This window comes from Caballeronia telluris, from assembly GCF_001544495.1.
In the GTDB taxonomy this organism is placed as follows: Bacteria; Pseudomonadota; Gammaproteobacteria; order Burkholderiales; family Burkholderiaceae; genus Caballeronia; species Caballeronia telluris.
This window is the reverse complement of record NZ_FCNZ02000025.1, coordinates 38,811-64,566: the sequence shown is the minus strand read 5'-3', so window position 1 is coordinate 64,566 and position 25,756 is coordinate 38,811. Positions and strand designations below refer to the sequence as shown.

The window sequence follows — 25,756 nt, the reverse complement described above, 5'->3', positions numbered from 1 at the left end:
CTCTAATGCCGCGCTCATTCAGCGTTCGTGATAGATCGCAAGCCAGACGGTTTGTTCGTCGGCATGCGTCCACGCGACGCGATGCCGGCAATGCGGCTCGATCAGCACGTAGTCGCCGGGACGCATGTCGTGCAGCGTCGAGTCTGCTTCGAACTCGAGCGCGGCCGCGCCCGACAGCAGGACGACCCATTCGGCGCGCGAGTCGTCATACCAGAATCCCTCGGGACTCGCGTGACCCATCGATACGATCCGCTCGACGTTCAGGCGCTGCCCTGTGACGAGCACGTCGATCTGCTCTTCGCTGTTGCGCTTCGCAGCGAAGCTGAAGAGGTTACCCGTTTGAAGTTGCATGGCGCGATCTCCCGTCCCTGGATTTCTTCTTACCAATTTTTGAAAATTGTTCTAAAACATAGCGTACGCCAATAAGTACTTAATCAATGACGAGTTCGCGGGCGGGGCGGGCACCATCGAACTCGACTTCAGGCCACCACGACCGACCGCTTTCGACCTAAGATTGCTGGACCAGGAGGAGGCGCATGACCCGCATTCATACCGACACTCGCTTCACCGGCTCGATTCCGGAAGTCTATGACACCTACCTCGTTCCGCTGATCTTCGAATCCTATGCCACAGATCTCGCGAAGAGGGTCACCGCGCGCCATCCGTCGCGGGTGCTGGAAACCGCTGCCGGTACGGGCGTCGTGAGCCGCGCGATGGCACATGCATTGCCGATACATGTCGATCTCGTTGCCACCGACCTCAACCAGCCGATGCTGGATCGTGCCGCGGCAACCGGCGCCCCAAGGCCCGTCGATTGGCAACAGGCAGACGCTGCGCAGTTGCCGTTCGACGATGCGAGTTTCGACGCTGTCGTCTGCCAGTTCGGCTTCATGTTCTTTCCAGACAAGGTGCGCGCGTTTTCGGAAGCCCGGCGCGTGCTTCGGCATGGCGGCGTATTGTTGTTCAGCGTCTGGGACCGCATCGAGGAAAACGAGTTCGCCGATACCGTCGCGGCCGCGCTTGCCGGTCTCTTTCCCGCAGACCCGCCACGCTTCCTGCAGCGCACACCCCACAGCTATTTCGACTCAAAAGCGATTTCACGCGACCTCGCCGATGCGGGCTTTAGCGCGGCGCCGCACTTCGAGACAATCGCCGCGCGCAGTCGCGCGGCCTCGGCTCGCGTGCCTGCTGTCGCCTATTGTCAGGGAACGCCGTTGCGCGATGAGATCGAGGCCCGCTCCGGAGCGAGCATCGACGATGCGACGTCCGCATGCGCGACCGCGATCGCGCAGCGATTCGGCACGGGACCGGTCGACGGGAAGATTCAGGCGCACGTGATCGTCGCGGAGTCGTAGACGTCGACGGTTACTTAAGCGCTACGAGATCCGCCAGAGGAGACACGATGGAATGCATCGAGATATACACCGGCCCCGACGGACACTCGCAATTCAGGACCATTCGCCCGTTTGAAGCGGCTCCGGTGTCTTTCAACGGCGTTGTCGTATCGTTATCGTCGCCGCAGCCTTGCGAAAGCGTGCTCGTGCATGAGTTCGATGGTGACTATTTCCTCGGCTGGCATAACCCGCCATCCAGGCAATATGTAGTCGTGCTCGAAGGCGAGCTTGAAATCACCGTGCAAGGGGGAGATGCTGCGCGCCGCTTTGCAGCGGGCGCGGTTTTCCTTGCCGCCGATCTGCAGGGCACAGGCCACACGACGCGCGCGATCCGTTCAGGCCGCGCATTGGTCGTCAACGTGCGGGGATGAGACGATGCGGTTGAAACATGCTCTGGCGGTAGTGACGGGCGGCAGTAGCGGCATTGGCTTCGCCGCCGCCGAACGATTCGTCTCCGAAGGCGCGCGCGTGGTGATCAGTGGGCGCGACCCGGGCAAGCTGCAACGCGCCGCCGAGAGGCTCGGCGAGCATGCGCTGCCTGTCATTGCGAACGCGGCGAACCCGGACGACATGCAACGGTTGTATGAGACCGCAGTCGGCCATTTCCAATGCGATGTCAATGTCGTGGTCGCCAATGCGGATATTTCCCGACAAACGCCGGTGCGCGAGACGTCGGTGAAGCAGTTTTCAGAGGTCCTCGACATCAACGTTGGCGGCGTGTATTCGACTGTGCGTGAGGCGCTGCCGTTTCTCGCCCGGCCTGCGTCGATCATCCTCGTTGCGTCGCTAGCGGCCAATCAGGGCACGAAGAATTTCTCCGCCTATTGCGCGTCGAAGGCGGCGGTGGTCTCGCTGGCAAAGAGCTTTGCGGCGGAATTCGTCGAGTTCGATATACGCGTCAACAGCATTTCACCGGGCGTTGCGCACACGCCGATCTTCGATTCCCTGGGCATGTCCGAAGCGCAACTGATGCAATGGTCGAAAGCGATTCCGATGAAGCGGCCGGCCGAGCCAGCCGAAATCGCCGCCGCGATCCTCTTTCTTGCCTCGGATGAATCGCGTTATATGACCGGTGCCGACCTTGCAGTCGATGGGGGCATGTCAGGCATCAGTCCGTTTTGAATGTCGCTGACGCGGCAGGTCGACGAGTGGCCTCGTACGGGAGAAGCCGTCTAAAGAGACGGCATGGGTCGCTGAACTGCACGCGGGCGCAATCATTCAGCGCCGATACCATCGACGCTTACGATGGCTGTTCGACAACGCGTCTCTTGTCCGCGCCTATACCGCGAAGCCCGGTCGGCGGGAAACACGTATCCCCGCCGACCGGTAGCGTGCGGCCTCGGCATTACACCGGATTCGCAGCGACGAAGTTTTTGTACGCGCTGTAGGCAGGGTTCTTCGTCACGCCATCCGCCTGAATCAGGCCGTAGTTCGGATCGATCACGCAATACATCATGATGCACTGGATGTTGTACTTGTCCTTGATCGACTTGTACTGCGTCATTGCCTTCGTGACGTAGGCGGCGGCCGTATCGGGCGTATCCAGTGAACCGGACCAGCCGAACTCCGTCAGCCAGATCGGCATGCCGAACGAGTCCTTAAGCACCTGCGGGATGTCGACTCGCGCCGGGCCGCCCGCATACAGGATGTCGTAGGAACTCTTGTACCAGTGATACATCGTGATGTCCCAGCGCACGAGCGCCGCGCCGCCGACGCCGTCCGCCGTGCCGTCCGGTGAGATGCCGTTCCACAGCATCTGCAGTGCGCGGTAAGCCATCGGGATGCCGACGTTCACGCCGACCTGGATCGTCGGATCGACTGCCTTAACGCCGTCGATCATGCCGCGGATCACGCCACGGAACGACGGCCAGTACGCGGGACTCCAGTCCGCACACGAGGCGCCGTTGCCGCCGATCTTCAGCGGGACGTCGCATTCGTTGCCGCATTCGACGTACTTCACGAGGCCCTTCAGCGGCTTCGTGCAGTTGACGCCGAGGTTATAGCCGAGCGTGTACGCTGCCGATTCCGTGCTGGTGATGTTCCAGCCTGCGGAGATCGGATTGAGCACCGGCAGGATCTGCACGCCGCTGCCCTTGAACGCACCGTTGAGCGCATCGGCCAGCACCTGAGACATGCCGGCGCCCGCGGTGTCGCATCGATAGATGCCGGCGCCGAGATCCTGCAGCAACGCGAGTTGCGCGGCCGGCGTGGTCGTCTTGTAGATGCCGCTGTTGTAGGCCATGTGACCGTTCATGCCATAGAAGAGCGAAGCCGCGTTGGTCTTCGGGCGCGGGTCGTTCGCGCCGAGCGATGTCCATGGGCTGCCGTTCTTGTACCAGATGCCGTCGGCGTTCTGCGCGTAGATGACACCGCCGTACCAGAGGATCAGCGTCAGCGGCTTGGCCGAGCCGGTCGCGACCGACGTGCCGTTGCGGGTCACGCGATTGCTGACGAGCGTCCAGACGTTCCCGGCGCTGTCGACGATGGACGTTGCCGACGGAATCGTCGTGCCGTCCGGCGACGCGGTCGTGGCAGCCTTCGACACGCTCGCGACGTTCGTGCCTTCATCGGCGATTCCACCTCCGCCGCAGGCGGCCAAGGCAGTCGAGCCCGCACCGGCCATCAAAAAGGAAAGAAACTTCCGACGAGTGAGTTGGGCGTCGAAAGAAGTGCCATTAGCGGAAGCGGTATTTATTGCGTCTTCGCTGTTACGTTTGGTATTAATCATTGGTATAAAGTACTGGATTAGGATGCGACGCATTATATCCAGCAGACTTCTACCGATTTCGCAGCCGTAGAAAAACGCAAAAAATAGCAAAACTACCGGTTTTTCCTATTTGTCTTATGAAACAAAGTGTTACATCTATTACTGGTTGAAAGTAAATTTCGCTTCTTTAGCCGAAAGCGGCGTCAGAATTCGGTATTTAATGCCGGTTGATCGTTTGCTGATTTCGACGAAAGTCGAAAATGGAGCAGGCTTCGCTCTAACAGATCGGCGATTGATTACTTCACACCAATTACGTCGCTTATTAGCTCGCGGTTTTGCTATTTGCATGCGGGCATGGCGTGCGAATTCAGCGCATGGCAATACGCCTTTTGCATTGAAAGGGAGAGACGCGCGGCAGGGTAATTAAGGAAGGGGCAGTGCGGAGGTGTTCGGAGCGCGCGAGGACACGTCGCACGCGGCAGCATCGTATGGTCGCGATGCTGGATTCATTCAACGCGACGGCGGAAAGCGGTCGCCTCAAGTCTGACGGGCCGGCCAAACGGTGACGAACCGCATGCGGCCAAAAAGCGGTATCCGTTAATCGTCGACTTGCACGACCAGTTCGCCGTCGATCGTCTCGACGGAAAGCTTGGTCAGGCACATGCCCCGCGCGCCGACGAGACACCCCGACGCAACGTCGAAGCGCAAGCCGTGCGCCGGGCATTGCAGGACATTGCCGTCGAGGCGGCCATTCGCGAGCGATGCGCCGTTGTGCGGACATGAATTGTCGACTGCGTGAACGACGCCTTCGATGTTGAACAACACGACGCTGCGTCCGTCGATGAACTTGAGCATGCGCGAGCCGGCATTGAGGGCGTCGGCGCGGGCAATCGGTATGTATCGCGTCAAGGTAATTTCCTTCGGGTGCGCATGGATGGCTGCATCGTAGGGCAGAGCCGCCTTGCGTCACCCTCTCGTGGCGGGAGGGCCGACGCACGCGTCGTTCGATCCCCTCCCGCCACGAGAGGGGCCTGAAGTCCCCTCCTTCCGTATTCTTGTTGCTTGACTTCAAGCGCCACCGCGATGTCCTTCGCACAGGTTGCGAATAGCGGCATCACCGCGCGATGAACGGCCGACCGGTTTCAATGCCTGCTCTCGCTGCGTCGTCGGCACACTCAACAGGAAGCGCCTGCGCGAAGAGCCGCGCAATCGCCCAAACGGAAAGCAACAGCATGAGCACCATTGGATACAGCATGGCGACGATCGACGAGTTCGTCGGCCAGGAGTTGGGCATGTCGGACTGGGTCGTGGTCGACCAGGCGCGCATCGACGCCTTCGCGCAATGCACCGGCGACACGCAATGGATTCACTTGAACGAAGAGCGCGCGAAACGCGAAAGCCCTTTCGGCGGCACCATCGCGCACGGCTATCTGACGCTTTCGTTGCTGGCGACACTCGCGATCGAAGTGGGCCTCATTCCGGCGGACGCATCAGCCGGCTTGAACTACGGGCTCGACAAGGTGCGCTTCATGACGCCGGTCAAAGCCGGCGCCCGCGTGCGAGCCCGCGTGATGCTGACTTCGATCGAACGGAAGGGCGGCGGGCGCGTCGTCGTCAAGATGGACAACGAGCTGCAGATCGAAGGCGAAGACAAGCCCGCGCTGATCGCGCAGACACTCGTGATGCTCGTCGCGTGACGACAGCAGGAGAAGGCAAGGATGAACGCACGGAGACCGAGATGGCAGCAAACATGAGCAGCGAGAACGACGACATCACGGCTGGCGCGACCGACGGCATGCTCGGACCTAACCCGTTCGTCGGTCTGCGCGCCATCGACATTTTGGCGGCCGTCCAGCAGATCGGCGCGCAGGCAATGCTGCATCCCGCGCTCCTCGTCGATCAAACCGCGGCGCTCGCCCGCGATCTGACATCGGCCATGACCGGCAACGACACGTCGTCGCCGCAACCAGGCGACAAGCGCTTCGCCGATCCGGCCTGGCGCGATCAGTCGCTGTACCGCACGACGTTGCAGGCTTATCAGGCGTGGCGCAATGCGCTTGCCGGTTTTGTCGAGCGCTCGGCACTCGATGAAACGAGCAAGGAACGCGCGCAGTTCGTGATGTCACTCATGACCGACGCACTCGCGCCGACCAACACGCTGCCGGGCAATCCCGCAGCGCTCAGGAAGTTCGTGGATTCCGGCGGCACGAGCCTCGTTGCGGGCATGAAGAATATGCTCGCCGACACGCTGAACAACAAGGGCATGCCCGCACAGGTCGACAAGACCGCGTTCGAAGTCGGCGGGAATCTCGGCACGTCTGCCGGTGCGGTCGTGTTTCGCAACGAGGTCCTCGAACTCATTCAGTATGCACCGACGACCCCGAACGTCTACGCTCGCGCGCAATTGATCGTGCCGCCGCAGATCAACAAGTTCTACATCTTCGATCTGGCCGCGAACAAGAGCATCGTCGAGTATCTGGTGAAGAGCGAGTTCCAGGTGTTCGTCGTGAGCTGGCGCAATCCCACCGCGGAACACCGCGACTGGGACATGGACACCTACGTCGCCGCGCTCATCGAAGCGATCCAGGCCGTGCGCGATATCACCGGTCACGCGGATGTCAATCTGCACGGCGCATGCTCCGGTGCGATGACGATCTCCGCGCTGCTCGGCCATCTGGCGAGCCGCGATCAGAAGACCGTCAATGCGGCCACGCTGATGGTGGCGGTGCTGGACAATACCGCCCCGTCCCAGCTGGGTCTCTTCACCACGCCCGAGGCCGTCGAGATCGCCAAGCAGAACAGCAGGAGCAAGGGCGTGCTGGAAGGCGAGGACATCGGTCGCGTGTTCGCCTGGATGAGACCCAACGATCTCGTCTGGAACTTCTGGGTCAACAATTATCTGCTCGGCAAGGCACCGCCGGCCTTCGACATTCTCTACTGGAACAACGACACGACACGTCTTCCGGCGAAACTGCACGGCCAGTTGCTCGACATCTTCCAGAACAATCTCTTCACTAAGCCGCGGGCATTGACCGTCCTCGGCACGCCGGTCGATTTGTCCGAGGTCACGTGCGACACGTATGTGATGGCTGGCATGACCGACCACATCACGCCGTGGAGAGGCGTCTACAACACGGCGCGCGCATTCGGCGGCAACACGCGTTACGTGCTGAGTTCGAGCGGCCATATCCAGAGCCTGATCAATCCGCCGGGCAATCCCAAAGCAAAGTTCTTCTCCAACGCAAATCTGCCCGACGACGCCGATGCATGGCTCGCCGGCGCTCAGGCTCATGCGGATTCGTGGTGGAACGACTGGCGCCAGTGGCTCGCCGAACGTTCGGGCGAGCTGCGCGCCGCACCCAAAACGCTCGGCAACAAGCGGCACAAACGACTGGCCGACGCGCCCGGAGCCTATGTCCTCGAGGCCTGATCCCAAGACATGACCGGCCATCGCGATGGGTCGTGCTCACGCGCGCTCGCGACGAACCGTTCACATTCGCAAGGAAAAGAACAATGGCAAGTGTGCGCACCATGGAGATTCAGTCCGTCGTTCTCGAAGGTCAGTTGCTGCGTGTCGGCATCTGGCGCGGCAGCGATGCTTCGCCGCCGCTCGTGATTTTCAATGGCATCGGCGCCAATCTCGAACTGATTCAGCCGTTCGTCGATGCGCTCGGCGACGTTGAAGTCGTGATGTTCGATATTCCGGGCGTGGGCGGGTCGCCCGCACCGCTTGCGCCGTATCGCTTCTCTACGCTGTCGGTGCTGACCGACAAGCTGCTCGCGAAGCTCGGCTACAGCGGGCCGGTGGACGTGCTCGGCGTGTCGTGGGGGGGAGCGCTCGCGCAGCAGTTCGCGTATCAGTATCCGTCGCGTTGCCGGCGCCTAGTGCTTGCTTCCACGTCGCCGGGCGTGATCATGGTGCCCGGACGGATTTCCGTGCTGTCCAAACTGATCGGGTCCCGCCGCTATAAGGACCCGAAGTTTCTACAGGAGGTTGGCGCGGAGATCTATGGCGGCGCATACCGGCGCGACCCCGAGTTATTGAAGGAACACGGACGCCACATCCAGGCGCCGGGCGGGCGCGGATACGTCTACCAGTTGCTGGCGGTGTGGGGCTGGAGCAGCCTGCTCTGGCTCGGGCGTCTGCGGCAGCCGACACTCGTCATGCACGGTAACGACGATCCCATCGTGCCGCTCGTCAACGCGAGGATTCTGGCTTCACGCATCCGTCAGGCGACGCTTCACGTCGTCGAGGACGGCCATCTCTTTCTCGTCACGCGAACGAGCGAAGTAGGTCCCGTGGTGCGCGACTTTCTGCTACAGGATTAGCGCCGCAAAGCTCAAGCAGCAACGGCGACGACCGGCCGCATCGCGACATGCTGCGGACTGCCACGGAGATGAACCCCACGAAATGCGTACTTGACGCCCGGCGAGACTCCCGTATGATGGGTTCATTGGTGCAGCGCAGCAAAATACGGGGGCGGAATTTACCGGCCCTGATGAATCCTTTTTTGGAGCGGTCAATGTTTCCTTATTCCCCCCAGCAGGCATCCTCGGTTGCAGCAGCAAACCTTCAGAGTTTCGTGAACGTGACGAAGCGTTTCGCTAGCGGTCTTCAACAACTCGCCGAGTTGAACGTGCAAACAGTAAAGACGGTGTTCGAGGAAAGTACGTCGGTCCTGAAGGCGGGTTCCAGCGCGAAACCGGGCGACTTCCTGAGCTGGCAATCGACGTTGCTTGCTGAAATTCCGGAAAAGACGGCGGCCTATACGCGGCATTACTTCGAGATCGTCCGTGCCACCGAAGCCGACATCCTGAACGAAACGCGCGGCCAGTACGAAAAATACGGCATTGGCGTGAAGGGTGTATTCGAATCGATGTCCCAGGGACCCGTCGCGCTTCTGTCGAATATCGGCTCGACATCGACGGATGTCGTCGACGAGTCGGCCGAGGTTGTTCTCGACGCGAGCGCCGAGGTAACCGACGGCGTGCAGGAAGCATCGGACGCCGCGCTACGTCCTGCCAAGGCCGGCTCGAAGCGTTGATCCTGAACGCTTGGCGTTGCATATCACGGTTGTTCGAAGCCCGCTTCAGGCGGGCTTTTTATTGTGCTCGACAGGAATAAGGAAAACCGATGGACCCTTTCGACGCGTTTGCCTCGACGCGCGACACGCTTTGGTCGCTGATCGCACTTGGACCAGTAGGGCTCGCGGCCCAGTTTTTCGTCGACCCGCAGACTGCGGTTGCGAGCGCCGCGCCGGAAACAACCAGCAAGACGGACGCCGCGCATCGCCTTGCTTCGGCAGGCACGCAGGCGGGTGCGACTGCACCGCCTGTCGGGCGGCTGACTCTGCAAGCCGGCAGGCCCAACTGGTTGAGCAGCCGTTTCGAGCACGGCGACGACGCGCTTCACTTCAAACTCTATGTGCCGAGCGGCTACCACGGCAAACCGATGCCGATGATCGTCATGCTCCACGGCGCGCAGCAAGACCCGGACGACTTCGCCGCAGGCACCGAGATGAACGCCATCGCGGAAGCGCAGGGTTATATCGTCGTGTATCCGGAGCAGTCGGAGGGCGCCAATCCGTTCAAGTGCTGGAACTGGTTCAGGCCGGCAGACCGGACCCGAGAATCGGGCGAAACAGCGATGATCGCCGCCCTGACGCGCGAGGTCATGGCGATATGCAATGTCGATGAGGCGCGCGTCTATGTCGCGGGAATGTCGGCGGGCGGCGCGATGGCGGTTAATCTCGCCGTGACGCATCCGGATCTCTACGCGGCGGCAGCGATTCATTCGGGCGTCGCGTTCGGCGTGGCCGACGAACCGCTGTCGGCGCTGTGCGCCATGAACGACGGCATGGGGAAGGCGGGCTTGCCCGCACTATCGTCCGATGGCATCCGGGCGCGTGCCGTGCCGCTGATCGTCTTTCACGGCGATGCCGACGACACCGTGCATCCGCGTAACAGCGATCAGATCGTTTCCATGAGCCGGCTGCTGTCCGGCGCGCGCGATGCAACGCAAGCCAGTCCGTTGACGCGCGTCGAGATCGAGCGGAATGGTCACGGTTATACACATCACGTGTTTCATGATCGCGACGGCGTGGCGAGCGGCGAGCAGTGGATCGTTCACGGGCTCGGTCATGCATGGTCAGGAGGGAGCGCCGCCGGTACTCATACCGATGCCCGCGGTCCGCACGCGACCACGGAGATCGTTCGATTCTTCAGCCAGTATTGCCTCGATCGTTGATTGATCGCGCAGGCGAGCATGCTCGCCTCCGGCGTCACACGGATTGTCGAACGGGAAGCCCGGCGGCTACACTTGATCCGTCCCCGCGCCTCCCGACTTGCCGGCGCGGCCGCCTTTGAGCATGGCAAACCGGGCTTCGTCAACAGCGCATGGTCAACGACCTCTGGTACAAAAACGCGATTGTCTATTGCCTCTCAGTCGGCACGTTCATGGACGCGAACGGCGATGGAACCGGCGACTTCCAGGGCCTCGTTCGAAGGCTCGACTACCTGCAGGGCCTCGGCATCACGACGATCTGGCTGATGCCGTTCCAGCCGTCGCCGTGCCGCGACAACGGCTACGACATCTCTGATTACTACAACGTCGACCCGCGCTACGGCACGCTCGGCGATTTCACCGAGTTCACCCACGCGTGCCGCCAGCGCGGTCTGCGCGTGTTGATCGATCTCGTCGTGAATCACACGTCGGACCAGCATCCGTGGTTCCGCGACGCGCGGCGCGATCCCCAGTCGAAATACCGGGACTGGTACGTCTGGTCGAAGAAGAAGCCCGCCAATGCCGAGGACGGCGTGGTGTTCCCGGGCGTGCAGAAGTCGACGTGGACCTACGACAAGGAAGCGCGGATGTGGTACTTCCACCGCTTCTATGATTTCCAGCCCGACCTGAACACCGCCAACACCTACGTGCAGGCCGAGCTGCTCAAGATCATGGGCTTCTGGATTCAGCTCGGCGTGTCGGGGTTTCGCATGGACGCGGTGCCGTTCGTCATCGCGACGAAGGGCCCGCAGGTCAAGCGCCCCGTCGAGCAGTACGACATGCTGCGCACCTTCCGCGAGTTCCTGCAATGGCGCGAGGGCGACGCGATCATCCTCGCCGAGGCGAACGTGCTGCCCGACACCGACATGAAGTATTTCGGCGACGCGGGCGAGCGTCTGCAGATGATGTTCAATTTCCAGGTCAATCAGACGAGCTTCTATGCGCTCGCGAGCGCCGATGCCGGTCCGCTCAGGAAAGCGCTCCTCGCGACCCGATCGCGCGCGGCCACGGCGCAGTGGGGCGTGTTCCTGCGCAATCACGACGAACTGGATCTCGGGCGCCTCTCGCCGCAGCAACGCGAGACCGTCTTTGCCGCGTTCGGCCCGGAGCCCGGCATGCAGCTCTATGAGCGCGGCATCAGGCGACGTCTCGCGCCGATGCTCGACGGCGACCGGCACCGACTGGAACTCGCGTACAGCCTGATGCTGACATTGCCGGGGACGCCGGTCGTGCGCTACGGCGACGAAATCGGCATGGGCGACGACCTGCGTCTGCCCGAGCGCGAATGCGCGCGCACGCCGATGCAGTGGTCGACCGAGCCGCACGGCGGCTTCACGAAACACGGGCGGCCGGTGTCGCGCGTGATATCGGGCGGTCCTTATGGATTCGAACGCGTGAACGTGGCGGCCCAGCGACGCGATCCGAACTCGCTGCTCAACTGGATGGAGCGGATGATCCGCATGCGCAAGGAAGTGCCCGAGATCGGCTGGGGCGACTTCGCGATCCTGCGCGCCTCGCGCGAGGACGTGCTCGCGCTGCGCTACGACTGGCGCAACAACTCCGTCGTATGCGTGCACAACTTCAGCGCCGCGGCCTGCACGGTGAAGTTTCGCGTCGGGCCGGCGGGCGGGGCAAGTGACATGCTGGTGAGCTTGCTATCCGACGATCACAGCCACGCCGATGCGTCCGGGCGGCATACGGTCGTGCTGGAGCCTTACGGGTATCGGTGGTATCGGGTTGGGGGCCTGGACTATTTGCTAAAGCGCAGCGAGGTTTGAGGTCTCGCATCGAAAGCCTTGCCGTGGGCGACGTTCCGAGCTGCGATTTCTTTGGCGCAGCGATTGCTGGTGCTATCACAGCAACGATGTCAAGTTACGTTCGAGGTGAAAAAATGGACATCCCACGTCAGGTTGTTTCATTTCTCAGTTCCCGCGGCCTGATGCTCGCGACGGCCGAGTCATGTACCGCGGGCTACATCGCGTCACTGATTTCGTCGGTGCCGGGGAGCGGGAGTTGTCTGGACGTCGGGTTCGTTACCTATTCGCCGACCGGCAAAGCGGGTTTTCTTGGCGTGCGCGAAGAAACGATGAAAAAGCACGGCCTCACGAGCGAGCAAGTCGCGCGGGAAATGGCCGAGGGTGCGCTCAGTCAAGAGGCCTGCTGTGCGGACGTCGCCGTGTCGAACACGGGTGTCGCCGACTCGGTCGCCGGCGACGGTCCGCCGCCCGGTACGCAATGCTTCGCGTGGTCCTACAAGATGCGAGGCGGCGAGATAACGAGTTTCAGCGAGACGAAGGTATTCGACGGCGAGCGCAACGAAGTTCGGCGCGCTGCGGCGCTCTATGCCCTTTCGCGTATCGAGCATTACTTCAACTGTCTACCGAAACACTGAATGGACGGAGGCGAGCATGCAAGACAACCCGAACAATTGGCGGCAGTGGCAGCAGGATGTCATTCGCGAGCTGGGCGTTCGCGATAGCTTCGACGTCGATGCGGAACGCGAGCGACGCATCGCCTTCCTCTCCGAGTACCTGAGTTCACAGGGCCTTCGGACCTACGTTCTCGGCATTAGCGGTGGCGTCGATTCATCGACGGCGGGGCGTCTCGCGCAACTCAGCGTCGAGCGTCTTCGTGCGCGTGGTTATGAGGCGCACTTTCTCGCCGTTCGGCTTCCTTACGGCGCCCAGCGCGACGAGGAGGACGCACAACATGCGCTGCAATTCGTCCGTCCCGACGAAACGTTGATCGTCGATGTGAAGCAGCCATCGGACGAGATGCTCCAGTCGCTCAAGCGGGGAGGCGCGCAATACGTCGATGACTTCCAGGAAGACTTCGTGCTCGGCAACGTCAAGGCTCGCGAGCGGATGATCGCGCAGTACGCGATTGCCGGCGCGCGGCGAGGTGTTGTGATCGGCACTGACCACGCCGCTGAATCGCTCATGGGATTCTTTACGAAGTTCGGCGACGGCGGCGCGGACGTCCTGCCTCTCTCGGGTCTGACCAAGCGCCGCGTGCGCGGGCTTGCGCGTTCGATGGGCGCGCATGAACGCCTGGTCATGAAAGTGCCGACTGCAGATCTCGAGACGCTCACGCCGCAGAAACCCGACGAGGATAGCTATGGCATAGGCTATGAAGACATCGACGATTTTTTGGAAGGAAAGGAAGTCAGCGACGAAGTCCTTACGACAATACATCGGTTCTACATGGCGACACGACACAAGCGATCGCTTCCGATCGAAGTTCCGAGAGATTGACGTTGAATGCTGATTGCGATCTTAGTCATACACACTGACCGCTAGGCCAGTGCGGCCCTCTCATCGGAACGACCCGATGCACTCGGCGACGTTGCGGCCGCCGGCTAAAGGCGGCCGCAAGCGCAGCCGTCGTTATGTCGGCTGGTTGGAACCCAGCTCAGCACCGGTGGTCGGCGAGCTCGTCGGGTCGGACGCGGTCCGCTCCGCCATCGCTTTCAACGTCTCGACCTCTTGCAAGGACACCTGCACGGTGGCCAAGCCATCGCCCCCGTCGACAGCCGGTTGCGGGTCTTCGACGAACTTCCAGTCGCCACCCTCGTTCCACGGGCCACGCGCGTCGTTGCCCTTCGACATGTTGAAGTACACGCTCGCGAACTCCGGATCGCCGGGCAGCTTGCCCTGCGGGAAGTTCGGCTGAATGGCGTGCAGCGCCTTCTCGAACGACTTCTGGTGCGCGATCTCCCGTGTCATGAGAAAGCCGAGCGCTTCCTTGATGCCGGGATCGTCGGTCACGTTGATCAGACGTTCATAGACGATCTTCGCCCGTGCCTCGGCGGCAATGTTTGAGCGCAGATCGGCCGTCGGTTCGCCGATCGTGTCGATGTAGGCCGCGGTCCACGGCACTCCCGCGGAGTTCGTCAGGGCTGGGCCACCGCCATAGAGCAGCGCGGTCGTGTGGGAGTCGTTGCCATTGCCAGTGAGCGACCGATAAAGCTCGGCTTCGGATTCCACCGCTTCGGCAAGCTGACCCTTCGCGCCCTTGTTCAGCATCGCGACAATCGAGCCGATGACTTCCAGGTGGCTCAGTTCTTCGGTCGCGATGTCGAAGAGCAGATCCTTGCGGCCCGGATCGTCTTCCGCGACGGCCTGAGTGAAGTAACGGCAGGCGGCGGCCAGCTCGCCTTGCGGTCCGCCGAACTGCTCGAGAAGCAGATTGGCAAGACCCGGATTGGGCGCAGCTACGCGGACGGTGTATTGCAGGCGTTTGTTATGCACGAACATTTCAAAGGCTCCTTGTTTGAGGGCGCAAGATTTCGTGTGGCATCGGCCGCCACAATCAAATTTGCAACAGGTTTGAATCTCGCAGCGACCGAGAGGAGCGCGAGTGCGTCACTTGCGGTCGTCTGCTGCGAGCCTCAGCGCAAGGCAATGCCGCGCTGGCGTGATGCGGTCGGGAAAACTGCCGCGTGGTGGTTAGCGCATGCCGCCGAAGTCGCCATCGCGATCGAGCGGCACGCGGTTCATGCACAGCAACGCGCGTGCCATCGCTATGCCGCGCGGCCGCGCGTTTCTTGAGAACGAGGGATGCGGCCGTTTCCAGGGCTCGATATTCGGTGCGGTTAGCGGGCGGCGACAGGTTGGCATCTTTCGTGCTGGGAGCAATAAAGAAATCTAACCCGAAGGATGCAGGAATGAAAGCGACGATTCTTTCCCACGAACAGGCGCCGTCCTCCAATTCAGCGGAAATTCACCGCTTCGGATTCGAGCTTGACGATGGGTTAGCGCAGCCTCTGCGCGAGACAATCTCACTGCGCACCGCGCGCGTGATTGTCGAAAATCTTGAGGATGGCAACGCCTTCATCAAGATGTTGCAGGCGATCGTGTCGGCGAAGCGGAACGAATACGACTCTCTCATTGGAAATGTCTATCCCGATCATTTCAGGGAATCGCCATCGAGTGACCGTCCGATGCCAGGGCCTCACAGTGAAGCTCCGCAACCGTGAGGTGCAGAGAGCGGAGGGGCACGTCGGCGATGGTCATGCCGCATCAAGGCGAGCCGCCTGTCCATCGGCACACTGAACGTCGTGGCAATACCGACGACGGCCCGCTAGATCATTTCGAACGCTTCGGATTCAGACGTCGAGCTTCACCTTGAGCCAGCCCGGCTGTCGCAAATCGAATGCTTTGTAGGCATCCATCACGTTCATGATCGGCTCGCGGTTGGTCAGCACCAGCAAAGGATCGAATGAACCGTTGCGGACGCGTTCGACAAGCTCCGGCACGATCGAACGGTGATTGCAGTTGCCCATCTTGAGCGTGAGGTTTTTGTTCATCGCGGCGCCCAGCGGGAAAAAGCGGTCGTTCGGCGGATACACGCCGATCACAGCGAGCGTGCCCGCCTTGGCGAGCGCGGCCACGGCCCAATCGAGCGCCTGCGTAGGCGCATCGCCCGGAACCCAGTTGCCGCCCGCCGTGTTGCGCTGAGGCGTGACGTCGCGACTTTCCGCCTCGCCTTGTTGCGCCGTCTCCGACGAGGCAGCCGGGCCGGTGCGGGCATGCTGAGCATCGACACCGACCGCATCGATTGCGCGATCGACGCCGATACCGCCCGTGAGCGAGAGAATCGCCTCGACCGGGTCTTCCTCGTCGAAGTTCACTGTCTCCGCGCCTTGCGCCCGCGCGGTTTCAAGACGATCCGGCAGGCGGTCCACGACGATCACCCGCCCCGCGCCGAGCAGCCACGCGCTTGCAACCGCGAATTGTCCAACCGGCCCGGCACCGAACACGACGACCGTATCGCCGCGCGTCACCTCGGCGAGCTGCGCCCCGAAGTAGCCGGTCGGGAAGATGTCGGACATGAGGATCGCGCGGTCATCGTCGATACCGTCGGGTAGCCTGACGAGGCTCGCGTTTGCGAATGGCGTGCGTGCATATTCGGCTTGTAATCCGTCGATCGGACCGGTGGACTTCGGTCCGCCGAAGAAGGCCGTGCCCGCGCTTGCACCGTTGGGATTGGCGGTGTCGCACTGAGCCGTATAGCCAAAGCGACAGTAGGAGCAAAAGCCGCAGGAAATCGTCGACGGGATCAGCACCCGGTCGCCGCGCTTCAGGTTGCGCACGCCTTTGCCCACTTCCTCGATAACGCCGACGCCCTCATGTCCGAGTATCGTTCCCGCTTGCATGCCGCCGAGCGTGCCTCGGATCATATGTAAGTCGGTGCCACAGATCGCGCTGGATGTGAGGCGCACGATGGCGTCGTTGTCGCGCTCAAGCGACGGGTCGGGCACGGTGTCCAGCGAGATATTGCCAATGTCGTGGAAGACGACTGCTTTCATGGTATCTCCTTCGAAGCGGTTCGAGACGCATCTTGCAGCAACCGTTGCGCCTAGTCGTGATAGCACCCGTGCTTAAGGCACCCTGATTGCTAAGACAACATCGATAGCGTGATTCTCAACCGGCGATGACTCGTGGAGGCGATCGTGAAAGCACTCAGATGGCATGGAAAAAAGGACATTCGATGCGACACGGTTCCCGATCCGCAAATCGAGCAGCCACGCGACGCGATTATCAGAGTGACGTCGTGCGCCATCTGCGGCTCGGATCTGCATCTATACGATGGCTTCATGCCGGGCATGGAACCCGGCGACATCATGGGTCACGAGTTCATGGGCGAGGTCGTCGAAGTCGGCAAGGGCAACACGGCGCTCAAGGTGGGCGAACGCGTCGTCGTGCCTTTCACCATCATTTGCGGGGAATGCGAGCAATGCAAGCGCGGCAATTTTTCGGTTTGCGAACGCTCGAACCGCAACAAGGACGCGGCCGATAAACTCTTCGGCCATACCACCGCCGGCCTTTTTGGCTACACGCACCTGACGGGCGGTTATGCGGGCGGGCAGGCCGAGTACGTGCGCGTGCCGTTCGCGGACAAGACTCACGTCAAGATTCCCGAGGGCCTGACCGACGAACAGGTTCTTTTTCTCGGTGACATCTTTCCGACCGGCTGGCAGGCGGCCGCGCAATGCGACATTGAACCGACGGACACGGTCGCGATCTGGGGCGCGGGTCCGGTCGGGCAGATGGCGATCAGAAGCGCCGTCTTGCTCGGCGCGAAGCAGGTGATTGCGATCGACTGCGTGCCCGAGCGTCTCACGATGGCGCGCGCAGGCGGCGCAACGACGATCGACTTCAAAAACGAGAGCGTGCTCGAACGCCTGAAGGAACTCACCCGCGGCAAGGGCCCGGAAAAATGCCGACGCGGTGGGCATGGAGTCGCACGCCACGCGCTCCATCGATTCGATCTACGACCGCGCGAAGCAGGCTGTGATGCTCGAGACAGACCGCCCCCATGTGTTGCGCGAGATGATTTCTGCGTGCCGTCCTGCCGGCACGCTTTCGGTGCCGGGTGTCTACGGCGGACTCATCGACAAGATTCCGTTCGGCGCGTCGATGAACAAGGGGCTCACTTGGCGCATGGGGCAGACGCATGTCAACCGTTGGACCGATGATCTGCTCAAGCGCATCCAGGAAGGGCAAATCGATCCTTCCTTTGTCATTACGCATCGAATGTCGCTCGCTGATGGACCGTCCATGTACAAGACGTTCCGCGACAAGGAAGACGGTTGCATCAAGGTCGTTCTAAAGCCATAGACCTTTATTCCGACTACCCAGGCTGGCTCGAAGCGCAAGGATCGGAAACCATAAGCGATCGAGCCACGCGAACCGGCGACGATTCGTCGACGGTGTTACCTACATCACAATAACTTTAATGAACGATAGCACTAAGGCGAACGCACGCAGACGCAAACCCCTCGACCCCGAACTCGAAACCGCCCTTCGCAAAGTCTTCGGCTTTCCGCATCTGCGTCCCGGTCAAGAGGAAGTGATTCGCAGTGTCATCGAGGAGCACGATACGCTTGCCGTCATGCCCACTGGCGCCGGCAAATCGTTGTGCTACCAGTTGCCCGCGCTGCAATTCGATGGCATGACGGTCGTCGTGTCGCCGCTCATTTCGCTGATGCGCGATCAAGCGGTCAAGTTGAAAGACGCCGGCGTCGCCACGGCGGTCATCAACAGCACACTTTCGGCGAGCGAAGAGCACGAGGCCATGCAAGCCCTGGCGAATGGCGCGGTGCGCATTCTGTTCGTCACGCCGGAGCGGCTCGTCAACGCGGACTTCACGGCATCGCTCGCTCGCGATGAGGTGCTGGGCGTATCGCTTGTCGTGATCGACGAAGCGCATTGCATTTCTCAATGGGGCCACGACTTTCGGCCCGCCTATGTGGAACTGATTCACGCGATCAAGCTGCTTCACCGTCCACCCGTACTCGCGCTGACCGCGACCGCCACGCCGGCCGTCATCGCGGACATCGTGAACGAGCTCCAGATGCAGCGTCCGAACATCATCAACACGGGCGTGTATCGCGACAACCTGCACTTCGCGGTCGAGCAAGCGACCAATATCGAGGACAAGCGAAAGCGCGTGATCGAACTGGCAAGCACCACCGAAGGCAGCGGCATCATCTACTGCGCGACCATCGCCGAATGTGAGGCATTGCATGCGCTGCTCGTCGAAGCCGGTGTGGATGCCGGGCGATATCACGGCAAGTTGGCGGCGCGGATGCGCGCCGAATCGCAAGATGCGTTCATGGAGAATCGCACACGCTTGATGGTTGCGACCAACGCATTCGGCATGGGCATCGACAAGCCGGACATTCGCTTCGTGATTCATGCGCAGATGCCCGGCAGCCTCGATGCCTACTATCAGGAAGCAGGACGGGCCGGCCGCGACGGCGAAGTCGCGCGCTGCATCTTGTTGTTCGAGTTGAGGGACAAGCAGGTGCAACAGTTCTTTCTGAGCGGACGCTTCCCCAGTGCCGAGACGATTCGCCGCGTCGCTGAAACGGTAAGCGAACTCGCCCGCGAAGGCGGGGGCGACACGCTGGAAAAGCCGCTCGAACGACTGCGTGAAGCGTTGCCGGCCATTGGCGCGAACAAGCTGCGCGTGGCGGTGGCGCTGCTCAACGATGTCGGCATGACGCGTCGCACGCGGCGCGGCGGCATGAAGCTGATCGACGACGGCGCGGATTTCGCCCGTCTGCACGACGCGGCGAGTGAATACACAGCGCGAGCCGGGCGCGATCGCGCCGTGCTGGAGCGCATGATCGACTATGCGCAAAGCGCGCGCTGCCGCTGGCGCATGCTGCTCGATTATTTTGCCGACGACGCCAGTGACCCACGCATGCTCGGGCCGCTAAAGTCGTCGGAGGTCAGCTACTGCAAGCCGGAAGACGAACTCAAGGGCAAGGCTTGTGGTGTCTGCGACAACTGCGTGCATCCGCCGGAAGTCGTCGAGAGTGAGCGCGAACTGCGCGAGCAGGCCTTGGCGAGTGAGCAGCAAGAACAGCCGGCACGCGCCGTGGACCAGTTTGCACAAGGCGATCGCGTGCGCGTGCGCCGCTATGGCGTGGGAGAGGTCGAACTCGTCAGCGGCGAGCGCGTCGCCGTGCGCTTCGCCAACGACTCGACGCGCACGTTTATCGCCCGCTATGTAAAGCGTGTGCCGCAGTGAGCGAGTCGCGCTGCTGAACGAGTTGCCGAAAATATTGCGCAGTACGCCGCAGCCCCTCATCGAGCGATGTAGTCGGACGCCAGTTCAGTACATCGAGCGCACGCGAAATATCGGGCTTGCGATGCCACGGATCATCGGTCGGAAGCGGCTTGAATACGATTTCCGACGATGATCCTGTCAACGCCACGATGCGTTGCGCGATCTCCAGCATCGACAGCTCCTGTGGATTGCCCAGATTGATCGGGCCTGTCACCTCGTCGGGCGTGTTCATGAGGCGGATGAACGCATCGATCATGTCGTCGACGTAACAAAACGATCGTGTCTGCAAGCCTTCGCCGTACACAGTGATGGGTACGCCGGCCAGCGCTTGCATCACGAAGTTCGACACCACGCGGCCATCCGAAGGATGCATTCGCGGCCCGTAGGTGTTGAAGATGCGCGCGATCTTGATCGACAATCCATGCTGCCTTCGATAGTCGACAAAGAGCGTCTCCGCGCAGCGCTTGCCTTCGTCGTAACACGAACGCGGCCCGATCGGATTCACATGGCCCCAGTAGTCCTCCGGCTGTGGATGAATTCGCGCATCGCCATACACTTCGCTCGTCGATGCCTGGAAAATTCTGGCGCCGACTCGCTTTGCGAGTCCAAGCATGTTGATGGCGCCATGCACGCTCGTCTTGGTCGTCTGCACCGGATCGTGCTGATAGTGGACCGGCGAGGCGGGACAAGCCAGGTTGTAAATTTCATCCACTTCGACATACAGCGGAAAGGTCACATCGTGACGCATCAGCTCGAAGTTGGTGCTGTCGAGTAGATGCGCGATGTTGTCCTTCGTCCCCGTGTAGAAGTTGTCGACGCAGAGCACGTCGTGCCCTTGCATGACGAGTCGCTCGCAAAGATGCGAGCCGAGAAAGCCGGCGCCGCCCGTCACGAGAATACGCTTGCGATGTGCTTCTTTCATGATCGTCCCTGTTGCGTCAATGACTCACATTCAATGGCTTACGTCGTGCAACGCGTTGCTCCAGTCGCGTATGAAGCGGTTAATGTGAAAGCGTTCGAGCGCAGCCCGCCGCGCCCCTTCGCCGAGCCGACGCGCTTCAGCGGGATCGCACAGAAGCCCGTGCATTCGATCGACGAGCGTGTCTAGATTGGTATCGATAAAGCCGCTTTCACCATTGCGGATCACGGTCGCAAGCTCGGTTGTCGCCAAGCCGATGATCGGCATCCCGATCGTCATCGCCTCGACTATCGCAAGTCCAAGGCTCGTCCATCGGATAGGGTTGAAGAAGAATCGGTACTGCGCCGTGAAGGCGGCAAGATCGAGGTTGCCGATTTCTCCGATGCCGCCCGCCGCCTCGGCATCCATACCGACGAGATCGAGCGGCACGCGTCTCGCAACGTCGGCAAAGACATCGCTGCCGAGACGGCGTCCGCGTTGCTGAAGATGATTGACTACGACGATCCCTCGTGCTTTCTCACCGGTGTAGCGCACGCCCTCTGGCACCACGACGCCGTGTTCGATCACCCGTACCGGGGTGTCCCCCGAGTCCCACATCAGCCGGTTGAAGTGCGTCACATGGACGAGCAGTGTGTCGGGGTCTTGTACCCAGTGACGCTCTTCGAATGCATTCCGCTGCGGCGGATCGTGCTCGATGTAGACAGTCGGAAGCCGCCGTTGCGCTTCGCTTAGTACGTTCAAGCGGTCGTCGAACCAGTGCGTGCGATGCTGAAACAGGATCACGTCGAACTCCTGCGACGCAACCTGATCGACCGGAATTTCATGCACGTTCTCGCCCCACGGGAGCACGCCGACCTTGCCTGCATAACCGGGCGGATGCGATGGCTTCGTGACGAGATAGAAGTCGTGCGGGACCTGCGTCAGATAATAGAGGTAGTTGCCGTGCACATGCCAGGTGAGGATGCGCAGGCGGCGTTGGCGGTCAGTCGGCATGGGTGGTCGTAAGCGGTTGAGAAGCATAGCGGTTCAACTGCATGCGCGCTGTATCGAGTACTTGTTGTACGTCGATTGCAAGAGCGCATGGGTGACCGAAGGGGCATTCACGATACGAACACGGGCGGCATGGCGGATAGTCGGCGAGCACGCGATGGCGTTCGTGATCGAGCGGCGCCCAGCGGAGCGTATCGCTGCCCGAAGCGATTACGACGCTCGGCGTGCGCATGGCGGCCGCGACGTGTGACAGACCCGTGTCGTTGCAGACGACGAGCTGCGCGCAGCCGACGAGCGCGGCCAGTCCGCCAAGCGAAGTGTGTCCGGTGAGGTCGGCCGCTAACGGACCAAGCGACGCCGCGATCGCCGACGTCAACGTCGTCTCGCTGGCGCTGCCCGTGATGGCAATCTGCCAGCCATCGCACGCCAGTTCGCGCGCAACTTGGGTAAAGCGTTCGACCGGCCAGCGCCGCGAGGGCAACTGGGCGCCCACATGCACGAGGATCAGCCGCCGCGCTTCGAGTCCGAAGGCATCCATGAGCCGCCGGCGTTCGTCCAGATCTTTTGCGCTTAGCGGGATCTCGAGCCGCTGATCTCCGGTGTCGCATCCAAGCGCATGCATGAGGGCGTTATAGCGCGTGGGCTCGGGGAGATCGTCGGGCCATGCAATGAACGAACCGGGACGCGAAACTTCGTCGGGCTGGATGAAGCCCGCCTGGGTGCGCGCATTCCATCGCGCGACGAGGTCGTTCGCCACGCCACCGCTGCCGTGCATCTGAATCGCAAGATCGAAGCGGCGCTCGCTCATCATGGCGCAGAACCCGTCGAGATGCTCGTCGGTTTCGCGTTGCTCCGGGAAGCCGACCGCGCCGGGAAATACGATCAACTCGTCCAGCAGATGTGAATAGCGATCCACGAAAGCCTGCGCCCACGGCAAGCCGATCAATACGATATGCGCATCCGGATATCGCTTTCGCAAAGCGCGCAACGCGGGCACGCAACACAGCATGTCGCCGAGTTGAAGCGCTCGGAAGATTGCGATACGGCGCGTATCGGCAACGGCGTTCATACGAAGGGCACCCTAAACTTGATCGCGCCATAGAGCCGCCAAAACACGGAAAAAAACGGAATTGCCGCGGACGTGTACGCCATTTCGAGTACGTGCGAGGCGCTGCGTGAGGTGGTCGCGAGGCGCTTCGCGCAGAACCAGCCGGTCATCGCAAACCATGCGGCGGCGGCAACGGCCGACGTCTTCGGATGCCCGAGGGCGAACGCGCAAGCAGCAAGCACGGCCGATGCGATGATCGCGTAGTACAGAAACGGAGGCGCGCGCCTGATGCGCTCGCGGAATAGCCTTGGATACTTCTTGTAGAGCAATGCATCGAACTGGCTCTTCTTCTGTTGAGATAGGCTGACGCCCCAGCGCGCGGGCCGCACCGGATGGATCACCACCGCATCGTCCGCGCGTGCGAGCACGAATCCCGCGTCGAGCAGCGCGAACTGCAAGTCGGAGTCCTCGCGCCACGCCGATGTATAGCGTTCGTCGAACCCGCCCGTGCGCATCAGCGCCGCGCGCTCGACAAACGCATTGGCCGTCGCAAACTCGGCGCTCGCAAGCCCCGCGGCGTCACGTTCATAGTCGGAAGGATGCTCGGGGATCGGCACGACGATGCACCCTGAAACGGCTTGCGCTCCCGCGTCGAGCGCCTGCAAACCCGCCTTAAGCCAGCGATTGGCAGGTTGCGTATCGTCGTCGGTGAAGGCGATGCGTTGCGCACGCGCAGCTCGCCACCCCGCATTGCGCGCGCCAGCGGGACCTTGAGTCGACGTCACCGGCAGGTAACGAATGCGTGGGCCCTGCACCGCATGATCGTTCGCGAGACGTTGCACATAATCGCGCGTCGCGTCGTCGGGCCCGTCGTCGCATACGATGATCTCGTAGCGCCCCGGATCGATGTCTTGCGCGAGCACGCTCGCAAGGCAGCACGCCAGCATGTCCGGACGACGGTAAGTCGGTATCACAACGGAGACGTCGGGCAACGCGCCGGTGTAGGGATGTTCGACGGCCGATGCGTGCGCGATGCTCGCTTCGTCGCCGAACACGTCCGACATTCCGCCCATCACGGTGCTCATGCGCGTGCCCCGTTCTTTTCGATGAGGAACGAGCCGATTACGAGCGCGTCGAGCGGTGACGTCCAGAAGGATTCGAGCGCGTCGCGCGGTGAATTCACCATCGGCTCGCCACGCGTATTGAAGGAGGTGTTCACGAGCACCGGCACGCCGGTACGCGCCTTGAACGCGGCAAGCAGGTCATAGTAGAGCGCATGCTGTTCGCGGTTGATGGTCTGCACGCGTGCGGTTCCATCGACGTGGCGCACGGCGGGAATCTGTTTCTCCTTGCCGGGGCGGACATCGAATATGAACAGCATGAACGGCGCGACGCGCGCATCGACGAACCAATCGTTCGCGTGTTCCTCCATCACGACCGGCGCGACCGGCCTGAAGTCTTCGCGATCCTTGATCTCGTTGAGCTTGGCCTGCATGCCCGGATCGACGGGTGACGCGAGGATCGATCGCGCACCCAGTGCGCGCGGCCCGAACTCGGTGCGCCCTTGATACCAGCCGATCACCCGGTTGCTGGCGAGGATGTCGGCGGTTTCTTCAGCGATATGGTCGAGACGACGATAGGGGACCTTCGCCCATTGCAGGAATTGCTCGATCTCGTCGTCCGTGTAGCCTGGGCCGTAATAAGCGTGGTTCATCACCCAGCGCCTGGTCGTTTCGCCTTGCCTGCGCCGTTCGCGATGATCGATCCATAAGGCCGCGCCGAGCGCCGTACCGGCATCGCCCGCGGCCGGCTGGACCCACACGTCTGTGAACGGACCGCGATCGCGTAGTCGCGCGTTCATGACGCAGTTGAGCGCGACGCCGCCCGCCATCGCGAGATGATCGAGACCGGTTTGTCCATGCAGCCAGCGAGCGAGTTCGAGTACGGTGTCCTCGAGCACGGTCTGCAGCGAATGTGCGATATCGAAGTGGCGTTGCTCCAGCGGACCGCCGCGTTCACGCGCCGCACCGAACCGCTCGACGAGACGCGGCGCGTCGACCGTGTACGTGCCGTCTTGCCGGTACTTCACGATTTCGCGGAACTGATCTACGTAGAGCGGCTTGCCATACGACGCGAGCGCCATGACCTTGTATTCATCGGACGAGTGGAGGAAGCCGAGATAGGCAGTCACTGCTTCGTAAAGCAGTCCGAGGGAATGCGGCAGTTCCACTTGCCTCAGACGCTTGTACTCGCCGTCGACGAATTGCCCGAGGCTCGTGGTCACTCCTTCGCCGCGACCATCCATCGTGAGCACGGCGGTGTCGGTGAACGGCGCGGCAAGAAAGGCGCTCGCTTCATGGGACAGATGATGATCGACGTAATGCCATTCGAAGCGCGGCGCCCGGCCGCCGCTCTTGAAGCGCTTCTGCAAGTGATGCGGCGCGCCGTCGACGAGCTGTGCTCTGGCGTTCACGATATAGCTGAGAAAGAGCGGGTCCCACGGCGATTCCGAGGGATTCGTCATCGTCTTCTTGCCCGGTTCGAGCGGCAGTTCGATCGTGGGGCGCGAGGCGGAGGGCATCGTCGAGAGAAGACGCGGATCGTATGAATACGCCACATGATCGAGATCGGCGAGTTCGATGCCCGCCTCCTTCAGGCAGTAGTCGATCGCATGAAACGGCAACTCCCACGTTGAAAACGGTACCGGCCGCTTTGCGTGCTTGACGTGCGTGAAGCGCTCGTCTTCGGCCGCTGCGATGACCACGCCGTCCTTCAGGAGCGCCGCCGCGCTGTCGTGATAAACCGCATTGATTCCCAATGTGTACATGACAAG

The 25,756-nt window shown here is 61.8% G+C and carries 24 protein-coding genes and 1 pseudogene; 15 read left to right on the top strand and 10 right to left on the bottom strand.

What is annotated here, in order from left to right:
- Window positions 1-18: 18 nt before the first annotated feature.
- Complete coding sequence (locus AWB66_RS25675; protein ID WP_087632896.1) at window positions 19-351, bottom strand: cupin domain-containing protein; 333 nt, start codon at window positions 349-351, stop codon at window positions 19-21.
- A gap of 185 nt (window positions 352-536) precedes the next feature.
- On the opposite strand from AWB66_RS25675, the gene AWB66_RS25670 reads away from it, so the two are divergent.
- The 3 genes from AWB66_RS25670 to AWB66_RS25660 are packed head-to-tail and all read left to right on the top strand — an operon-like array spanning window position 537 to window position 2,516.
- Window positions 537-1,355 carry a class I SAM-dependent methyltransferase gene (locus AWB66_RS25670; protein ID WP_087632895.1) on the top strand — a complete coding sequence of 273 codons (819 nt, stop codon included), beginning with the start codon at window positions 537-539 and terminating at the stop codon, window positions 1,353-1,355.
- A 47-nt stretch (window positions 1,356-1,402) separates the two neighbouring features.
- Window positions 1,403-1,765 (top strand): cupin domain-containing protein, encoded by a 363-nt coding sequence (locus AWB66_RS25665; RefSeq protein ID WP_087632894.1) that lies wholly within the window; start codon window positions 1,403-1,405, stop codon window positions 1,763-1,765.
- Between the two features lie 4 nt (window positions 1,766-1,769).
- Window positions 1,770-2,516, top strand: coding sequence for an SDR family NAD(P)-dependent oxidoreductase (locus tag AWB66_RS25660; RefSeq protein WP_087632893.1), 747 nt, complete (start codon window positions 1,770-1,772; stop codon window positions 2,514-2,516).
- A gap of 223 nt (window positions 2,517-2,739) precedes the next feature.
- Here the strand turns inward: AWB66_RS25660 and AWB66_RS25655 are convergent, their stop codons facing one another.
- On the bottom strand, window positions 2,740-3,939 hold the full coding sequence (locus AWB66_RS25655; RefSeq protein WP_125469788.1) for a hypothetical protein: 1,200 nt from the start codon (window positions 3,937-3,939) through the stop codon (window positions 2,740-2,742).
- 759 nt (window positions 3,940-4,698) lie between these two features.
- On the bottom strand, window positions 4,699-5,010 hold the full coding sequence (locus AWB66_RS25650; RefSeq protein WP_087632891.1) for a Rieske (2Fe-2S) protein: 312 nt from the start codon (window positions 5,008-5,010) through the stop codon (window positions 4,699-4,701).
- A 323-nt stretch (window positions 5,011-5,333) separates the two neighbouring features.
- Here AWB66_RS25650 and AWB66_RS25645 point away from each other — a divergent pair, with 323 nt between their 5' ends.
- From AWB66_RS25645 to nadE, 8 genes are all read left to right on the top strand, one after another.
- Window positions 5,334-5,798 (top strand): MaoC family dehydratase, encoded by a 465-nt coding sequence (locus AWB66_RS25645; protein WP_087632890.1) that lies wholly within the window; start codon window positions 5,334-5,336, stop codon window positions 5,796-5,798.
- A 41-nt stretch (window positions 5,799-5,839) separates the two neighbouring features.
- Window positions 5,840-7,531, top strand: coding sequence for an alpha/beta fold hydrolase (locus AWB66_RS25640; RefSeq protein WP_235021234.1), 1,692 nt, complete (start codon window positions 5,840-5,842; stop codon window positions 7,529-7,531).
- Between the two features lie 83 nt (window positions 7,532-7,614).
- On the top strand, window positions 7,615-8,430 hold the full coding sequence (phaZ, locus tag AWB66_RS25635) for a poly(3-hydroxyalkanoate) depolymerase (RefSeq protein ID WP_087632888.1): 816 nt from the start codon (window positions 7,615-7,617) through the stop codon (window positions 8,428-8,430).
- A 113-nt stretch (window positions 8,431-8,543) separates the two neighbouring features.
- Window positions 8,544-9,146: a TIGR01841 family phasin gene (gene phaP, locus AWB66_RS25630; protein ID WP_159462940.1), complete on the top strand. Its 603-nt coding sequence runs from the start codon at window positions 8,544-8,546 to the stop codon at window positions 9,144-9,146.
- 89 nt (window positions 9,147-9,235) lie between these two features.
- A complete protein-coding gene (locus AWB66_RS25625; protein ID WP_087632886.1) occupies window positions 9,236-10,348 on the top strand; it encodes an extracellular catalytic domain type 1 short-chain-length polyhydroxyalkanoate depolymerase in 1,113 nt (370 codons plus the stop codon).
- A gap of 149 nt (window positions 10,349-10,497) precedes the next feature.
- Window positions 10,498-12,162, top strand: coding sequence for an alpha-amylase family protein (locus AWB66_RS25620; RefSeq protein WP_087632885.1), 1,665 nt, complete (start codon window positions 10,498-10,500; stop codon window positions 12,160-12,162).
- A gap of 113 nt (window positions 12,163-12,275) precedes the next feature.
- The gene (locus AWB66_RS25615) at window positions 12,276-12,776 is read left to right on the top strand and encodes a CinA family protein (RefSeq protein ID WP_087632884.1); all 501 of its coding nucleotides are present in this window, start codon (window positions 12,276-12,278) and stop codon (window positions 12,774-12,776) included.
- 16 nt (window positions 12,777-12,792) lie between these two features.
- Window positions 12,793-13,638, top strand: a complete 846-nt coding sequence (nadE, locus tag AWB66_RS25610) for an ammonia-dependent NAD(+) synthetase (RefSeq protein ID WP_087632883.1) — start codon at window positions 12,793-12,795, stop codon at window positions 13,636-13,638.
- Window positions 13,639-13,770: 132 nt separating this feature from the next.
- On the opposite strand, the gene AWB66_RS25605 is transcribed toward nadE, so the two are convergent.
- Entirely contained in the window at window positions 13,771-14,640 is an 870-nt protein-coding gene (locus AWB66_RS25605; RefSeq protein ID WP_087632882.1) for a manganese catalase family protein, read from the bottom strand.
- On the opposite strand from AWB66_RS25605, the gene AWB66_RS33090 reads away from it, so the two are divergent.
- On the top strand, window positions 14,629-14,934 hold the full coding sequence (locus tag AWB66_RS33090; RefSeq protein WP_125469787.1) for a hypothetical protein: 306 nt from the start codon (window positions 14,629-14,631) through the stop codon (window positions 14,932-14,934). The two genes, AWB66_RS25605 and AWB66_RS33090, sit on opposite strands and share 12 nt — an antisense overlap.
- A 116-nt stretch (window positions 14,935-15,050) precedes the next feature.
- A complete protein-coding gene (locus AWB66_RS25600) occupies window positions 15,051-15,362 on the top strand; it encodes a hypothetical protein (protein ID WP_087632881.1) in 312 nt (103 codons plus the stop codon).
- A gap of 129 nt (window positions 15,363-15,491) precedes the next feature.
- On the opposite strand, the gene AWB66_RS25595 is transcribed toward AWB66_RS25600, so the two are convergent.
- Window positions 15,492-16,694: a zinc-dependent alcohol dehydrogenase gene (locus AWB66_RS25595; protein ID WP_087632880.1), complete on the bottom strand. Its 1,203-nt coding sequence runs from the start codon at window positions 16,692-16,694 to the stop codon at window positions 15,492-15,494.
- Between the two features lie 144 nt (window positions 16,695-16,838).
- Between AWB66_RS25595 and AWB66_RS25590 the strand changes: the two are divergent.
- Together AWB66_RS25590 and AWB66_RS25585 are read left to right on the top strand one after the other, a co-directional pair.
- Window positions 16,839-18,006: pseudogene (locus AWB66_RS25590) on the top strand (zinc-dependent alcohol dehydrogenase).
- Between the two features lie 118 nt (window positions 18,007-18,124).
- On the top strand, window positions 18,125-19,927 hold the full coding sequence (locus AWB66_RS25585) for a RecQ family ATP-dependent DNA helicase (RefSeq protein WP_087632879.1): 1,803 nt from the start codon (window positions 18,125-18,127) through the stop codon (window positions 19,925-19,927).
- On the opposite strand, the gene AWB66_RS25580 is transcribed toward AWB66_RS25585, so the two are convergent.
- The 5 genes from AWB66_RS25580 to AWB66_RS25560 are packed head-to-tail and all read right to left on the bottom strand — an operon-like array spanning window position 19,893 to window position 25,750.
- On the bottom strand, window positions 19,893-20,888 hold the full coding sequence (locus AWB66_RS25580; RefSeq protein WP_087632878.1) for a UDP-glucuronic acid decarboxylase family protein: 996 nt from the start codon (window positions 20,886-20,888) through the stop codon (window positions 19,893-19,895). The two genes, AWB66_RS25585 and AWB66_RS25580, sit on opposite strands and share 35 nt — an antisense overlap.
- Before the next feature lie 30 nt (window positions 20,889-20,918).
- Window positions 20,919-21,878, bottom strand: coding sequence for a glycosyltransferase family 4 protein (locus AWB66_RS25575; protein ID WP_087632877.1), 960 nt, complete (start codon window positions 21,876-21,878; stop codon window positions 20,919-20,921).
- A complete protein-coding gene (locus tag AWB66_RS25570; RefSeq protein ID WP_087632876.1) occupies window positions 21,868-22,944 on the bottom strand; it encodes a glycosyltransferase family 9 protein in 1,077 nt (358 codons plus the stop codon). Before AWB66_RS25570 ends, AWB66_RS25575 begins: the two co-directional genes overlap by 11 nt.
- A complete protein-coding gene (locus AWB66_RS25565) occupies window positions 22,941-24,008 on the bottom strand; it encodes a glycosyltransferase family 2 protein (protein WP_235021233.1) in 1,068 nt (355 codons plus the stop codon). The genes AWB66_RS25570 and AWB66_RS25565 overlap by 4 nt, the downstream gene beginning before the upstream one ends.
- Window positions 24,005-25,750 carry a carbamoyltransferase family protein gene (locus tag AWB66_RS25560; RefSeq protein WP_087632875.1) on the bottom strand — a complete coding sequence of 582 codons (1,746 nt, stop codon included), beginning with the start codon at window positions 25,748-25,750 and terminating at the stop codon, window positions 24,005-24,007. Before AWB66_RS25560 ends, AWB66_RS25565 begins: the two co-directional genes overlap by 4 nt.
- Between the last annotated feature and the right edge of the window lie 6 nt (window positions 25,751-25,756).